Source organism: Microcystis sp. M44BS1, from assembly GCF_020244875.1.
Taxonomy (GTDB): domain Bacteria; phylum Cyanobacteriota; class Cyanobacteriia; order Cyanobacteriales; family Microcystaceae; genus Microcystis; species Microcystis panniformis.
In genome coordinates, this window is record NZ_JADBVM010000342.1 from 20,385 (window position 1) to 36,714 (window position 16,330).

The window sequence follows — 16,330 nt, forward strand, 5'->3', positions numbered from 1 at the left end:
CTTTTCGATAATCTAAGACAAGAGTGGATTAAAAGTCAAATTTCCTCCGAGAACCTCTGAGAGAGTAAAATTTCTCTTTTCGCTATTTAGTGGCTTACCGCTAGAATAATAGGACAAAAACGCTATATATAGCGTCTAGCCAGTAGAGGACAAGGATGAAATATTTAGAAGAATGGCGTGGTAGCGGGGTGGACGCGGAGTTAATCCATCTCAATGTCACCAGTTTAGCGGGGTTATCTCCCAGTGAATACCTACTCTACTCCCAAGAATTACCGCGACGCAATGATGGCAGGGTTAGGGATAGTATTCTCAAGCGTTATGAACATACCAGTCAAGGCGGTTGGTGGTGTTCAGGAATTGACTTACTAACGGGTAATTATGACCTTTGGGGCTGTTTTAAGCCCGATTTTCCCCGTTTAAGCTTCGATAAGGCTAAACCGATTAAGTACGAACATCCCCCCCAAACCCCTACGGGAGTCTTTGCTTTGCGGGTTCCCCTGAAAATTTGGCAAAGGATAGCCCAGCGTATCAGTATTAATATTTTAACTGAAGAAGTGGATAATAAGCAAGAGGATCTCGGTTTTTGGTCTTGGGTAATCAAACATCCAGAGATACCTATTTGTCTTACGGAAGGAGCGAAAAAAGCGGGAGCATTACTAACAGCAGGTTATGTGACAATTGCCTTACCGGGGATTCACAATGGTTATCGTACTCCCAAGGACGAACTAGGTAGGAGAATCGGCAAATCTCATCTAATTCCGCAGCTAGAAAAATTAGCTAATTCTGGACGAAAGATTTATCTAGTTTTTGATCAAGAAACTAAACCAAAGAACCAACAAGCGGTTAATTTAGCTTTACAGAGAATGGGTTATCTATTCAGTCAGGCTAACTGTGAGGTAAAGGTGGTTACTTGGGATGCTGCTGATGGTAAAGGGGTGGATGATTTACTAATCAATCGAGGGGAAGATTACTTCCAACAAGTCTATCAAAAAGCTACCTCTTGGGAAATTTGGAAGGCAGCGAGTTTAAATAGTTTAACTCTCCCACCTCATCTAGAGTTAAATAGCCGTTACTTGCCAGATATTGCCATCCCTACATCAGCGCAGTTAATGGCGATTAAATCGGCTAAAGGTACGGGGAAAACTGAGTTTTTAGCCAAGATAGTTAAACAGGCTATTGCCAATCAACAAAAAGTTTTAGTTATCGGTCATCGGGTGAAACTGGTGGAGGAGTTATGTCAACGCTTTGGTTTAAACTATATCAGCAAAATTAGGGATAATCCTGCGGCACAAATTTACGGTTATGGTTTATGTATTGACTCTCTCCATCCCCAATCACAAGCTAAATTTCAAGCGGAAGATTGGCAAGGAGCTATGATTATTATCGATGAGATCGAACAGGTTCTATGGCATGGGTTAAATGGGGATACTTGTAAGACTAATCGTGTGGCAATTTTAAAATCCCTAAAGTCCCTGCTGCAAACTGTGGTCAGCAGTGGGGGTAAAGTCCTAGTTGCCGATGCTGATTTAAGTGATATTTCCCTAGATTATTTAACTTCTCTAGCGGCGATTGAACTAGAAACTTTCTTGATTAGTAACGAGTGGAAACCTAGTTATCAAGAAGCTTGGCCAGTTTATAACTACTCTGATAATACTCCCCAACAGCTAGTTAAGGATTTAGTCAAACACATTAAAGAGGGAGGAAAACCTTTTGTTTGTCTGTCAGCACAAAAGTTAACCAGTAAATGGGGGACAATTACCCTAGAATCTTATCTAAGAAAGCAATTTCCCCAGAAGAAAATTCTGCGGATAGACTCAGAGTCATTGCAAGATTCTAGTCACGATGCCTATGAAGCGATTGGCAATTTAAATCAGTTGTTGCTTAACTATGATATAGTTCTAGCTAGTCCTGCGATCGAAACGGGAATTAGTATTGATATTCAGCAACACTTTACCTCGGTTTGGTGTTTAGCACAGGGGATTCAGACTCCCACTTCTATCGCTCAATTTTTAGGGAGAATTAGGGAGAATATTCCTCGTTATATTTGGTCAGCAGCCTACGGATTTAATCAGGTGGGCAATGGTTCCACTTCTATTCCCAAACTTCTCACCTCTGGACACCGATTAACGGAGGTTAATATTCGCTTACTACACCAATCAGATTTAGAATCTCTGGAGGATTTAGATACAAGTTTTCAAGCGGAATCTCTCCTCTGTTGGGCTAAAATGGCTGTGCGAGTAAATGCTTATATGCTTAATTATCGTCAGTCAATTCTAGGAATTTTACAAGCAGAAGGTCATAGAATTAAAGAACGGAATCAGGAAGAAGAACTAGAAATCAATAATCAGTTAACGGAAGCAATTGAGGAAATTAGGGAACATAATTATCGTTCTGAATGCGAGGAAATTGCCAGCGCAGACGAGATCACGGAATCAGAATATCGTCTGCTTAAAAAACAGTTAATTAAGTCAGTGAAAGAAAGGAGAATTCTCAGGAAATATGACCTATACAAACGCTATGGAATCCCCGTCACACCGCAATTAGTGATTAAAGATGATCAGGGATGGTATCAAGAACTACGCCTACATTACTTTTTGACAATTGGGCGACAATTTTTGTGCGATCGAGATGCTTTAATTGCGCGTAAACTGATAGAATCAGGTCAGGGAAGTTTATTTATTCCTGATTTTAATGGTAGTCAATTAGGAGTGATTATCGGGACGTTAGAAGTGTTAGGAATTCCCGTATTATTAGCTAATCCTGAAAGAGAATTAACTAATCATGATGCCGACTTACAAAAAATGGCCGAAATCGCCATTAAAAACCGCAACGAGATTAAAACTATCACCAAGATTAACCTCTCTAATACTTCCCGTCCTCTGACGATTATTCGTAATTGTTTGAACTTGTTAGGTTATCAATTAACCAGCAAGGGCAGCCAGAGAATTGCTAAAAAATCTCTAAAAGTTTATCAGATTGTTGCCCCTCAGGATGGTAGAGAACAAGTGTTTCAACAATGGTTATTTAGAGACGAAAAATGTGCGGGAAGTTCCGAGATTTGGTATGAGGACTATCTCTTTTCTCTCCCCCAGAAACTATCTCTAGGCGAACCAGAAAATGCTTATATTCAATTAAGTCTAGAATTTAGTCTAGCTATGGAGAAATTGCCTATTTAAGCGACTTTTTTGCCTAAAATGACCACATCAGCCAGAAAATTGTCTAGATCGGCAATTTGAGGTAAATAACCCCATCGTTGAAAGCCGAATTTTTCAAAGAGACGAATACTGGCTTGATTGTGGGCAAAGATAATACAGATAAGATTAGATATACCCAATTTGGGACAGCGATTCAGGGCATATTCTACTAATAATTTACCGATTCCACGACCTTGATAATCGGGGGCAATATATAAACTAACCTCTGCCGTTTTTTGGTAAGCGACACGACCATAAAACATCTGTAAACTCAGCCAACCCACCACCCGACCTTCGATCGCTATTACCCAGATGGGATACTGTTCAGGATCGTGCTTTTCAAACCATTCTCGCCGACTTTCGAGGGAAATAGGCTTTAAATCTGCGGTTGCCTTGCGAGTGGGAACAGCAGCATTATAAATCTCGATAATTGTTGGTAAATCTGTTTCCTTAGCCTCGCGAATAATCATAGAATATCAAGTAAGATGAAGTATAACCTAATTTTCCCTTGTCTCCTAACTTCTGAATTATGCTATATCTCTCAATCTTACTTTAAAATTGGGTTTGATAGCGGACGGTAAACTCATTCAAATTGTAATCGTAGGAGAAGCGGATAAAAGACTGGGAATTAACTCGATAGACGGTTTCCAAATTGGGAAGAATATTAAAATCCGTTGCTCTGATCGCATTACTAACCGCATTTTCCACATCATACACGACTCCCTGGGCTAAGAGGGGAATTGCCAACTGAACCACTCCAAATTGAATTAATTGTTCCGTATTTTTCCCCTGTAAACCATTAAAAACCGACAGCAATTGTTCCCCCAAAAGTCGAACGATTTCCCCTTGGCTGCGGGGGGGAGTGCTGGTTAATTTAACTAGGGGAGTATTAAGCAATCCCTCATCTTCACCTCTAGCAAAAGCCACTGCTTGTAAACAATTAGCAGCTTTTTGTAATTCTGCATTTGTATAGTTTTCCTCTAGGGGAAAAGGTGGACTATCGGGACGAATTTGGCACACTTCATTAATATTACGGCCTAAATTTGGTAGCAAGCGGTTTAATTCCCCTTCAACGCTGAGGGTGACATCAATCCTTTGAATGCGATTTAGGCTATCATCGGGAATTTCATTACTAGGAAAATCTCCCCCTGGACGGGAGACAGCAAAATCACGAGATTGAGAAAATTCGCTGAGAATTGTTCGCAGTTGAATATCAACAAAGGGATTAAAAAGTCCCAACCCGCGACTAGAATCGAAAACAATAACATTTTGATTGCGTCGGTTAAGAAGAAAACGAGTATCGATGTAGCTAACCCGTCCTCGATCGAGATTAATCACTCCATTGGTTTGTAATTTCTCTAGTGGAGTGAGCGGACCGTTCAAGGTTAAAGCACCACTAAAATCAAATTGATACAAAGGTTCTTGTTCGATGGATAATCCCGCTAAAGACACTTGGAAATTATTTAAAACTGGAGTAATATTTGTCGTCTGAGGAATGTTGAGAGGCTGCAGCCAGCGACTCACCGGTTTATCCGTTTCTTGATTAATTTCTGGGGTGCGAGGAAGAAAAACTTTACCCCTAGAAAGACGCACATTCCCCCCGATAATTGGTTGCTGAATTGTTCCCGTTACCATGGCATTCCCAGCAATTAATCCCCGATAAAGGCCATTAATTGCTATATCTCCCTCTTGAATATTAACTGTTAAGGGATTAGGATTATTTTTGATGGCTTGAAAGAAAGGTAAAACTCCCACCACAGAAATTTGTCTGTCAGCGATCGAGCCTTGTAATTCCTCTACTGTTAAGCTTTCAGGGGTTAAACCAATGCGTCCATTTACGGTTAAAATCTCTGGAAAAGCAACAATGCGGATAGCGGCATTATTGAGAGTAACTATACCATTTGCTTCTAAATCTTTGATTTTTAAACCCTCTTTTATATCTAATCTTCCCGTCGCTGAAAGAACTACCTCTCCCTCACCGTTAACCCATTCGATGGCGTTTTGACTGATAGCTTCAATTAATTTGATTGCATCGGTTCCCAATTTTGCTTGGATTTTTAATTGATCATTACCCGGTAAGGGAGGATAGGGAATGCTGGCATAGATTTGGATTGATTCGGAGGAGGTTGTCCGCAAATCAAAACGATACTGACTATAGGTAAATAAACCAATTATATCCTGATTAATATTTTGGGCATTAATTGCACCGTCAATAAAGGCAAAATTACCCTGAATACGAGGATTTAATAAAGTTCCTGTAATTTGTCCTTGAGTTTTTAGACTACCGGATACATCCAAGGGAAACTGCACAAAATTTCTCAAGAGATCCAGAGAAAGATTTTCCACGGCAAAAGTTCCCTCTACTTTGTTTAGGGAAAAATCACCCGCTAAAAATACGGAAGAATCTCGTGACTTTAATCTAATCGGTTCTATCCTGAGCAACTGACGATTTAAGTTAAGATTAATTGTTACTTCATCAATCGGAATTAATTGGGTATCGGTGGTGACAATTCCCAGAGGATTAACAATATTTACTGTCGGTCTTTGGGGTCGCCATTCCCATCGATTGCCCTGAAATTGTACGCTAAGATCTGGATTTTTTAAAGTCCCGGTTAAGGCTATATTTGCTTGATAACGGCCGCGCAAATCTAGTTCGGAAGGTATCCCGACTACCCCTCTTTCCCCTGCTAATTGCTGGATTATTTCTTCAATTTTTGCCCGCAAATTTACCTGTTGTGCTAGGGAAGCTTCGGGATTACCTACTCCTAGAGGACTAAGTTGAATAGCTGGGTCATTCTCTGAGGAGAAAAAGTTGATTAAACTGGTTAAATCATAGATACTAGCAACTGATAATAAATCTTGAATATAACCTTGATCTACCCTGAGTTTAGCTTCTATTGCTTGGGTTTGCCAATTAAATAAACCTTGCAGATTATATTGACTTGCACCCGCTTGTAAACTACCTTCTTGCAGTTGAACTATGGAATCCCGATAAACCAAATTTGCCGTTAATTTTTCCCCAATTAAGTTACCTAAACTAGGTTGATTAATCTCTAGTTGTCCCTCACCCTGTAAGTTAAATAAATTGATGTCTAGATTAGCATTCACTTGTCCAGCAATAATCCCCGGAACATTGTAGGCTGCCGTAGGAGATATTTTCAGGATTTCTAGGGGAAAATTGGCAATCTGAACATTTAAATTTTCTCCGCTTCGTATAGCTGTTGCTAGAAAAGGAGTCTTATTTCCAAAAGCTTGGCGAATATTTATCCCTAAGGGAAGATAGGGCAGCAGACAATTATTTTGTTGACAAGGATCGAAAGTTATGTCAATAATGTCCTGATTTCCACGCAGATTTAAACTAATATTTTGACCTATTCCCGCTTGAATTGTTCCTTTTAAGATAGGTTCAAAGAGTCGCTCATTAATGCTAAAGTTAGCTATATTGATATCCCCTTTGATTTGTATATTTCCCACTTTTTGCCAAGCAGTTAAGAGATTTTTCCCCGTGATTTGTCCTTGAAATTCTCCTATCCCTGTCAGTGTCGATTCTCTGGGTTTCAAACGAGGATCGATCGGTAAAAGCGATATAATCTGAGTTAGCGGTACAGTAGCAAGGTCGGTTTTTGCCTGTAGATTTAAGTTAACCTCAGCGATATCGGGTTGACTGATAAGATTAGCTAAAAGAATATTTCCTCGCACATCAAAGCTATTTTCTCCCCACTGTGCCGAAAGATTATTAACCTGAATCGGTGTTACTCCCTGCCAAATTTCTTTAATGTTTCCCGCTAAATTGGCACTAAAATCTAATTTTGGAATCGAGATTGATTTTATTGCTGGTAATTGTCTTAGTACGGCAGCGGGATCGAGATTAGCGGCAATAATATCACTTTGCCAGAAATTATTATTCAGTTGTGCCTTAGCTTTAATTTCTCCTTTAGCTAGATTAATACGAGAGTTAAAAACTGCTTTGATACTGCTTAAGTTGAGTCGTTTTTCTTGCAGGGAATCGAAAATAGTTTGGGCATTTCCTGCTGCTTGAAACCTGGTTTGGGAAATATGCAACGGTATGGGAATATTAGTCTGAAAATTCTCTAAGCTACCGAGAATATTAAAAATACCGTTGTTTAACTGAATATCAGTATTAATCGGATTATTATCCACTAACAACCGAGTATTTACCCTAGCATTGACGGTGGACAAATTAGGGATTTTTCCCGCTAGTAAATTATTGATTGCACTGGTGAAATTGACTTGGGTTTTCCCTAGACTAACAGGAATATTTATATTGGGTAAAAACGGATTTAAGTTAATGCCAGCCGTATTAACTATACCGCTTAAAATACCTTGTTCCAGTTGGGTTGTCGTTCTTAGGGATTGATTATTGACAAATAACTGTATATCTCCCTCTCCGCGCCAAGTTTGTAAATCCGTTAAAGTACCGCTAATCAGAGAATTTATCCTGCCAGCAAAGCTGATTTTTGCCCTGCCTAAACTGACGGGAACTGTTAAATTTTCCACTAGAGGATTAAGACTAATCCCACTGGTATTAACTGTTCCTGTCAGGAAACCTTGATTCAGTTTGGCTGTGGCAATTAAAGGATTATTATCTACTAATAACTGCATATTACCTTGACCTTGCCAACTGCTGAAAATATTATTTTTATTATTTATTAATTCCCCTAAATAACCTTGTAAATTAATTTGCGATCGCAGTAATTTAACCTGGGTTGGTAAGTTAGGCAATAGGGAATTAATCGGCAATCCCGCTAAGAAAGCGTTAGCCTGAAGATTTCCTCGCAATACTTGACTATTGACTGAAATTGTGCCTTGTTTATTGCTAATTTTTAAGTTAGCAACTCCGTTTAAAGTATTAATATTAAGTTGGTCAATTTTGCCACTAACTTGAATATTAGCTGTCTCTAAATTTAAGGGTTCTAAGGTTTCTAGGTAGGGGCAAATGCTATCTAAATATTGACAAACAAGAGGCACAAAAGGAGTCAATAAAAAGTTATTACCCGTGATTTTTCCCCGGACTAATTTGCTAGTAAAATCACCATTACCATTAACCTGTAGTTTGCCGCCATTTGTTTTAATGACCGTATCGGTTAAATTTATTTTGTTGCCCCCTAAAAATACTTTACCCTCCCCGGCAACATTGATTAATCCTGACTGATTAACCCTGGGTATTTGCCAATTAATTAATAATTGTGGCAGTCCTAAACTACCCCTAGCTTTAATATTAGCTTGCAGATCGTTTATATTAATTTTGGCGGGAATTGTTGCCAGTTGAGATAAAATTTTTCTCGTGGGAAAATGCGCTTGTAAATTCAAATCAATCGGCATTTTTGTCCCGTCAAGAGGTTGATTTTTTTGCAGGGATTGCAGAATATTTAACTGCAATTTTCCTTCTCCTTTAATTTCTCCACCTGCGACGGGTTTAATTTGAATTTTATCTAAATTAAGACGATTGAGATTTGTTTGAAAATTACTGGTTATTGATTGAATAGGAATTTGCTCAAAAATAATCGGTTTGCTGTTGCTAACGGTTCCTTTAATTAGAGGTTGATCTAGTTTTCCCGTCACTTGAAAAGTAGAGCGTGCTTCTCCCCGTAAATCTAGAGGTGATTGCAGATAAATAATTCTTAAAAGTTGTTGTAAATCCACTGATTCTAGAGCGACATTGAGATGATAACCAGTTTGCCAATTTACTTCTCCTCTCACCTCAGTTTTAATCTTGCCAATACTTGCGTTCGCCTGTTCAACTAATACTTTATCTCCCTGTAAATTTAACTTAGTTGTTAGCTTAATTGGATAGGGGAAAGGGTGGAATTTTCCCGCTACTTCCGTCACCTGAAAATTGCCATTACCTTGACTTTGATTTAGCTTTGCCCAACTGGGAATATTGAGAGCAATATTAGCATTTACTTGTCCTTGATTTAATTGAAAATTGCGATTAGGAATTAAAGTTAATAGTTCACTTAAGTTTAAACGGTCGATCTGAAGATTAGTTAGGCTTTCACCCGTTTTTAACGCCGTTTCTCCTTGAATTTTTACTTGACTTTTGAGGATTTCTGCGCTAAAATCGTAGGTGAGAGGCTGCCTTTGATTATCAATAAATCTTCCTTGACCATCAGCCTTAATTTCTATCGGTTTTTTCAGGGCATAGGGTTGGATAGTAATATCTCCCTTCTCCACCTGAAAACCCAGATTTAACCTGATGGGTGCCTCCCGATCAAAGTTACTAGCTATTTTTTCTAAATTATCGAGCCATTGACCATTTTTATCCTGATCGAGATAAATACTGGGATTAATTAACTTGACATCAACCGGCAGCGGCAGACCTAAAAGTAAGGGCAGCGGATTTAATCCCAATTCGATCGCATCAATAGATAAACTATCAGCAGAATTGGCCGTAGCTGGAATTTGCGATTTACCGATACGAATGCGATTAAAATAAAAACCTTCTATCTTACCTACCCTGACGGGTCTGTGCAGCATTTCACTGAAGATATTATCTAAAATTGGGGTGAGACGTTCATAAACTAAATAACGAGTCGTAAAATAGCCAAGGGAGGTAATTCCTAGGAGAGTAATTCCCCCGACAATTAAAGTAGAAGGCCGGCGTAAAAATCGACCGATACTCAGAAAAAGATTAGGACGAGGAGAAGGATCGCCAGGGGAGTTACTCATAATTGTTTACCTCACACACACCAAAGAAAGGGCAACGGCTCACCAGAGCTATTGAACTATGATAATTCACCGCGGCACTGATAGCCCTCAATCGATTAATTGCCATTTTTTAGGCAATTATTGGGCTTAAATCCTGTGAGGAAGTCAAGGGCTGCGGCCAATTAAAAGCCTCTCTCCCCATCTTAGCCTAAGACTCGAATGGCTGGCTAAAATTTTCAACAATCCGCCAAAATCTCCCTAGCTTCAACAGCTAACCGAATTAATATTGATCAATCCACCAGTTCAAGCAGAATATTGCTCGGATCAATAGGTTCGGAAATTGAAGATTGAGAGAAAACTTGTGCAGACAGACAACAATCTGGCGCAGTCCGGAACAACAACCGCAATTATTCAGTCTTAGAATATTGGGATTAGCACGTCTATTATTTTTACTGCAAAAATCGTCTTATAGATAAAGATCATGAAAGCCAGATTATCGATCGCCCTAACCGCCCTAATGACCTTGGGCATAACTGCCACACCAGCGGCCAACTTTGACGAACAGGACATCGAGCAGACCCAGGTAGTAGCGATCGCTCGTCCCTACGGAGGTAATAAATTTGACCTGCTAGTCTTGGAACAAATCCAGGGAAAACAGAAGTGTTGGAGCGAAAGCGGCTCAAATCCCGTCATGATCGACCCTCTACTCCTCAACTTTGACTTTACCGGCATTTGTCGCCGCGCCACCGATAGTAATGGTTATTCTATCCGTCTGGATGGCCGGGATTTTGGGCTAGATTACATCCTGCGTATTGTGGAACGCAATGGCGAATTATACTTAGTGGGAACTCCCCGGGATGCCCGCAGACCGGAATTAGTGGTGGGAAGAACCCGAGGAATGCAAACAGGATTTATGAAAATTATCCTCGAACCGGGTTGGAGATTTAGCCGTCGTACTTTCCAAGGCAAAAGTTTAGGCCACTTCTACTTTAGCGGCAAAGAAGCGGAAGTTCTCGCAGCCGCCGGCAGACCTCCCATCAACGAAACCACTCCCCCCCCCACTTCCGGGGCCAGTTTTCAGGATATTAGCGGCGATATCTATAAAACTGAGATTGAAAAAGCGATCGCTATTGGTGTAGTGGCCGGTTTTAAAGAAGATAACACCTTCCGCCCCGAAAATCCCGTCACCAGGGAACAATTCGTCTCAATGATTATTGAAGGGATGGGAACTGTCACCAAAATTAACCTAGAAGAGATTCCCCCCGGCAGCGGCAGTTTTAACGATGTGGACGCGACGCGTTGGAGTGCCAAAAAAATCCAATGGGCCCGGGCCAATGGTATTGTTGCCGGCAAAGCTAACGGCGAATTCCGTCCCACCGACCCCATCACCAGGGCCGAATTGATGGCGATTCTCAAACAGGCCGCCACCTACCTGAAAACTCAGCAAAAACAAGCCCCCAATTTAGCCCAAACTAAAACCCCCGTCAATTTTTCCGATACTTCCGGTCATTGGGCCGCCGATTTAATTACCCAGATGTCGGGATTTTGCGGTGTGGCCTCTCCCTTGAACGAACAGGGTAGTGCTTTTGTACCAAATGATCCCGCCCGTCGTAACTATGCGGCTGCTGCGATCGTCCGTACCCTCGATTGTGTTAAAACCGCCAAAAAATAAGTAGGGTTTGCGGCAAAAAGTTTTTCCTAGGAGTAGGTTGTGGGGTTTCACCCATTTTTGGGTGGTCAATTACCTAATTTTCATGGAAAAAGTCCCCCAATTTTCCCCCCGACCACTCCCGGATCCAGAACTTTTTGACTTCAAAAAGGCCTAGGCACTCATGCAAAAGGGGGAATAAATAATCAGTCTTTAATAGCCAGATTTAATATGATCACTGATTACTGATTACTGATTACTGATCACTGATTACTGATTGTGGTTAAGTAGGGAGGCACAATTATTTGTAGGATGGGTTAGCGGTAGCGTAACATGAGCGGGCGTTGGGTTTCATGCTTCAACCCAACCTACGTTCATCTTATATTTAATTCCACCCACCCACTTGTTAATTTTTACTTTAGGTATGCCGTCGAGTATTCCCGCTAGACTGGGAAATAATGCACCTCGGCTAGACAAAATCCTATGGTAAAGCTGCTCGAAAATCCTCTCCGAGTGGGATTGCGACAAGAAAGAACCCCAGAACCCTTAATTTTAGTCATTTTTGGGGCATCAGGAGACTTAACCCAAAGAAAACTGGTTCCTGCTCTCTATCAACTGAAACGGGAAAGACGACTGCCGGCCGAATTAACCATCGTCGGTACAGCGCGCCGAGAGTGGAGTCATGATTATTTTCGCCAACAGATGCGCCAAGGCATCGAAGAATTTTCCGACGGGATTGGTAGTGAGGAATATTGGCAAGACTTCGCCCAAGGGTTGTACTATTTCCCCGGCAACATGGACGACCCAGAAAGTTACGCCAAAATGAAAGTCTTTCTAGAAGAATTAGACGGAATCCGGGGAACTCGCGGCAATCGAGTCTTTTATCTAGCGGTTTCTCCTAATTTCTTTCCCCCCGGTCTTAAAAACCTCGGGGCAGCCGGAATGCTGAAAGACCCAATTAAACACCGGTTAGTGATCGAAAAACCCTTTGGCAAAGACCTCAGTTCTGCCCAAGTTCTCAATCGAGTCGTACAAGAGGTTTGTCAGGAGAACCAAGTTTATCGCATTGACCACTATTTAGGCAAGGAAACCGTCCAAAACTTATTGGTGTTCCGATTTGCTAACGCCATCTTTGAACCCCTCTGGAATCGTCAATTTATCGATCACGTCCAGATTACCGTGGCCGAAACCGTGGGAGTGGAGGATCGGGCCGGATATTACGAAAAATCGGGGGCTTTGCGGGATATGGTGCAAAATCACCTGATGCAGTTATTCTGCTTGACGGCGATGGAAGCACCCAACGCTATTAACGCCGATAGTATCCGCGGCGAAAAAGTCAAAGTCCTACAAGCGACTCACCTGGCCGATATTAATAACCTGGAAAAATCCGCCATCCGCGGCCAGTATAAAGCCGGTTGGATGAAAGGAAAACCCATTCCGGGCTATCGGCAAGAACCGGGGGTTAATCCCGAATCGACCACCCCCACCTATGTGGCCATGAAATTAATCGTCGATAACTGGCGTTGGCAAGGTGTCCCCTTCTATCTGCGTACCGGTAAACGTCTGCCCAAAAAAGTTTCCGAGATTGCCATCCAATTCCGCCATGTGCCGTTATTAATCTTCCAATCGGCGGCCCAACAAACTAATGCAAATGTACTGAGCCTGCGGATTCAGCCTAACGAAGGTATTGCCCTCCGTTTTGAGGCAAAAATGCCGGGGTCGGAATTACGCACGCGCACGGTAGAAATGGACTTTAGTTATGGTTCCTCCTTCGGTGTTGCCAGCGCTGATGCCTATAATCGGCTACTTTTAGACGCTATGCTAGGAGATCAAACCCTATTTACCCGTTCTGATGAGGTAGAAGAAGCATGGCGCATCGTTACTCCCGCTCTCGCCGCTTGGGACGCTCCCGCCGATCCCGCCTCCGTACCCCAATACGAAGCGGGTACCTGGGAACCCACAGAAGCGGAATTTCTCCTTAACCGCGATGGCCGTCGTTGGCGACGACTTTAAAACAGTGAACAGTAATCAGTGAGCAGTAAACAGTAAACTAAAAACTCACATCTGATAACTGATAACTCACATCTGATAACTGGTAACTGAATCACTGATAACTGATAAGTGGGTGGGTGAAATTAAATATAAGATGAACGTAGGTTGGGTTGAAGCATGAAACCCAACGCCCGCATGGGTTACGCTACCGCTAACCCATCCTACAAATAATTGTGCCTCCCTACTTAACTGGTAACTGGTAACTGATAACTGGTAACTGATAACTGATAACTGATAACTGATAACTGACATGACTACCCAAAGCCCCCCCATTGTCTCTCTGCAAGCACCAAAAGATGTTTCCATCGATGTGATCGAGCAGGAACTGCGCGATATCTGGCAATCCTATAATAATAATGAGGATGGGATGGCCGCCACCCGGGCCACCACCTTTAGCTTTATTGTCTATGAACCCGATGCGGTACAGGAATTGTTAACCCTTCTCGGCTATTACACCGGCCCGATTGATGGTATTGCCGGTCCGCGGACCCACGCCGCCATCAAAGTCGCCCAGAAAGAGCTAGGACTAGAAGTAACTGGGCTTTCTAGCGATGAATTTGTCGCCCAGTTAAGGGGGGCCTGGGAAGCGGAAAAAAACGCCGAGGACGGGGCTAATCATCGTCAATACGCCGCCGATTTGGATGCGATTGGGGTCGCAGATGCGATCGCTGCTTCCAATCCCTGTCGCATTATTACCCTCTGTCCCACCGCCGAGGCCGATGAAGGGGTAAAAGCCTCTGTTTCTGCCTATTGTCCCGTTAACAAACGTAGTCAGAACACTTTAGTTTGCTGTGAATACGTTACTTTAAGCGGTACAGCGGAAGCTTTGGAACGAATTGGCGGCATTATTTCCGAGTTAACTATTCCCAGTTTGCCCAAATTTCTCTGGTGGAAAGCCAGTCCCGATGGCGAATATGGACTATTTAAACGTCTGGCCAGTCAATGTGATACGATTATCGTCGATTCCAGCACTTTTCGGGAACCGGAAACGGAACTGCTGCAGGTGGAGGATTTACTAGCAACAGATGTACCATTAGCTGACCTAAACTGGAGTCGTCTCGCTCCTTGGCAAGAACTAACCGCCGAGGCTTTTGATCCACCGGAGCGCCGGGATGCTATTCTGGAAGTCGATCGCATCACTATTGATTACGAAAAGGGCAATCCTTGCCAAGCTTTTATGTTCCTCGGTTGGATGGCCAGCCGGTTACAATGGCGACCGGTGGGATATACTCACCAGTCGGGAGATTACGCTATTCATCGGATTAGCTTCCTCGGTCAGGACCAGCGTTTAATTGAGGCGGAATTAGCCGGTATTCCCGTGGCCGATTGGGGTGAGATACAAGGGGATCTGATTAGTATTAAACTCAGTTCTACTAATCTTCACGCCGATTGTTGTACGGTAATTTGTTCGGGAACTACCGGCTGTATGCGGATGGAAGCTTCGGGAGGGGCCCAATCTTGCCGCATTGAACAAGTGTCCCATCTGGAAGACCAAAAAACAGAAACTTTGCTAGGTAAACAGTTACAGCGTTGGGGCCAAGATGTGCTTTATCAAGAAAGCATGAAAGTCACCGGCGCTATCCTCAAATTATCCCAACCAGACTAGCAAATTAGCAACAATAATCCCACCCACTTTGAAGAGACTTGGTTAACCAGGTCTCTCGATATTTATACAGCAGTCAGCACCTGATTAAAACCGATAATTGTAAGTAGGTAGGCGTTAAAAATTATCAGACACCCCCCTTATCAAGAGGGGCAGGGGGGATCGAACCTAAAATCCATTTTTAATTTAATTATAACCAGCTACTTACCTTTTCAGAAAACAGGTTATCATAAAGACAGAGCTTTGCTTTCAAGGGGGCAATATGGTCGCAACCACTGAGAAACGCTACACAGTCGCAGAATACTTTCAACTAGAGGAAACTGCCACCGACAGACACGAGTATCGAGATGGAGAAATTATTATTATGACCGGGGGAACTCCTAACCATAATCGCATTGCCTTGAATTTCTGTAGAAAATTTCCCTTAACTATCCAGAATCAAGCCTATGATATATTTATCAACGATCTACGCTTGGCAATACCCGCCTATAATATGTACACCTATCCCGATATTATGATCGTTAAGGGAGAACCAATTCTCGAAAGAGGACGCACCGATACGATTACCAATCCACAGGTTATTATCGAGGTTTTATCAAAATCTACTCAAGATTATAATCGGGGTGATAAGTTTAAATTTTATCGCTCTCTTGATAGTTTTGAAGAATATATTTTAATCGATCAATATGGTTATTATATAGAACAATTTCATAAAAGAGGCGATCATTGGGCATTTCGGGATTATCACGATCAAGAAGCGATTTTAACTTTGTTTTCTCTAGATTTTCAAATATCCCTGACAGATTTATATCAGCGTGTCGATTTTACCGCGATTGAAGTATCCTAATGACGCAACTAAGCTGTTCGTAATTTAAATTGCTTGTTGAGACGAGGCAAAAGGCAAACCCCCCCTGCCCCCCCGACATCGGGGGGGTTGGAGGGGCAAGGGGGGGGAGATTCGGCTAATCTAAGAATAAGCGGTTTAAATACGTCTTAGCTTATTTAGGGTTTGCTGAAAAAGTCGGTTCTTCGTTACTTGGTATGGTTCGATAGGGGGGCATAAATCGACTAAATCCTTATCTGGCAAGAGACTTAATTGATTAGTTCGCTCTAGAGCAAAAACAATTGACAAAAATCGCTAAATGCCTTTCTATATAAGGGTTC

At 42.0% G+C, this 16,330-nt stretch carries 8 protein-coding genes; 5 read left to right on the forward strand and 3 right to left on the reverse strand.

From position 1 onward, the window contains the following. The first annotated feature begins 155 nt into the window (after positions 1–155). Complete coding sequence (locus IM515_RS25165) at positions 156–3,176, forward strand: plasmid replication protein, CyRepA1 family (RefSeq protein ID WP_287629012.1); 3,021 nt, start codon at positions 156–158, stop codon at positions 3,174–3,176. Here the strand turns inward: IM515_RS25165 and IM515_RS25170 are convergent. Both IM515_RS25170 and IM515_RS25175 read right to left on the reverse strand, forming a co-directional pair. Next, positions 3,173–3,664, reverse strand: a complete 492-nt coding sequence (locus IM515_RS25170) for a GNAT family N-acetyltransferase (protein WP_287629013.1) — start codon at positions 3,662–3,664, stop codon at positions 3,173–3,175. The genes IM515_RS25165 and IM515_RS25170 overlap by 4 nt on opposite strands. An 82-nt stretch (positions 3,665–3,746) precedes the next feature. After that, positions 3,747–9,884 carry a translocation/assembly module TamB domain-containing protein gene (locus IM515_RS25175; protein ID WP_287629014.1) on the reverse strand — a complete coding sequence of 2,046 codons (6,138 nt, stop codon included), beginning with the start codon at positions 9,882–9,884 and terminating at the stop codon, positions 3,747–3,749. A 460-nt stretch (positions 9,885–10,344) separates the two neighbouring features. Between IM515_RS25175 and IM515_RS25180 the strand changes: the two genes are divergently transcribed. Together IM515_RS25180 and zwf are read left to right on the forward strand one after the other, a co-directional pair. After that, a complete protein-coding gene (locus tag IM515_RS25180; protein WP_287629015.1) occupies positions 10,345–11,535 on the forward strand; it encodes a DUF3747 domain-containing protein in 1,191 nt (396 codons plus the stop codon). A 459-nt stretch (positions 11,536–11,994) separates the two neighbouring features. Further along, positions 11,995–13,524 carry a glucose-6-phosphate dehydrogenase gene (zwf, locus tag IM515_RS25185; protein ID WP_287629016.1) on the forward strand — a complete coding sequence of 510 codons (1,530 nt, stop codon included), beginning with the start codon at positions 11,995–11,997 and terminating at the stop codon, positions 13,522–13,524. Positions 13,525–13,590: 66 nt separating this feature from the next. Here the strand turns inward: zwf and IM515_RS25190 are convergent, their stop codons facing one another. After that, on the reverse strand, positions 13,591–13,815 hold the full coding sequence (locus IM515_RS25190; protein WP_043997014.1) for a hypothetical protein: 225 nt from the start codon (positions 13,813–13,815) through the stop codon (positions 13,591–13,593). Here IM515_RS25190 and opcA point away from each other — a divergent pair. Next, a complete protein-coding gene (gene opcA / locus IM515_RS25195; protein WP_287629017.1) occupies positions 13,814–15,169 on the forward strand; it encodes a glucose-6-phosphate dehydrogenase assembly protein OpcA in 1,356 nt (451 codons plus the stop codon). The genes IM515_RS25190 and opcA overlap by 2 nt on opposite strands. 259 nt (positions 15,170–15,428) lie before the next feature. Further along, positions 15,429–16,013 carry a Uma2 family endonuclease gene (locus IM515_RS25200; RefSeq protein WP_002736563.1) on the forward strand — a complete coding sequence of 195 codons (585 nt, stop codon included), beginning with the start codon at positions 15,429–15,431 and terminating at the stop codon, positions 16,011–16,013. The last annotated feature ends 317 nt before the right edge of the window (positions 16,014–16,330 follow it).

What these genes read in the sequence shown, in the direction of transcription:
- IM515_RS25165 (WP_287629012.1), top strand. Translation starts at nt 156, where the DNA reads ATGAAATATTTAGAAGAATGGCGTGGTAGCGGGGTGGACGCGGAGTTA.
- IM515_RS25170 (WP_287629013.1), bottom strand. Translation starts at nt 3,664, where the DNA reads ATGATTATTCGCGAGGCTAAGGAAACAGATTTACCAACAATTATCGAG.
- zwf (WP_287629016.1), top strand. Translation starts at nt 11,995, where the DNA reads ATGGTAAAGCTGCTCGAAAATCCTCTCCGAGTGGGATTGCGACAAGAA.
- opcA (WP_287629017.1), top strand. Translation starts at nt 13,814, where the DNA reads ATGACTACCCAAAGCCCCCCCATTGTCTCTCTGCAAGCACCAAAAGAT.
- IM515_RS25200 (WP_002736563.1), top strand. Translation starts at nt 15,429, where the DNA reads ATGGTCGCAACCACTGAGAAACGCTACACAGTCGCAGAATACTTTCAA.
- IM515_RS25180 (WP_287629015.1), top strand. Translation starts at nt 10,345, where the DNA reads ATGAAAGCCAGATTATCGATCGCCCTAACCGCCCTAATGACCTTGGGC.
- IM515_RS25175 (WP_287629014.1), bottom strand. Translation starts at nt 9,884, where the DNA reads ATGAGTAACTCCCCTGGCGATCCTTCTCCTCGTCCTAATCTTTTTCTG.
- IM515_RS25190 (WP_043997014.1), bottom strand. Translation starts at nt 13,815, where the DNA reads ATGTCAGTTATCAGTTATCAGTTATCAGTTATCAGTTACCAGTTATCA.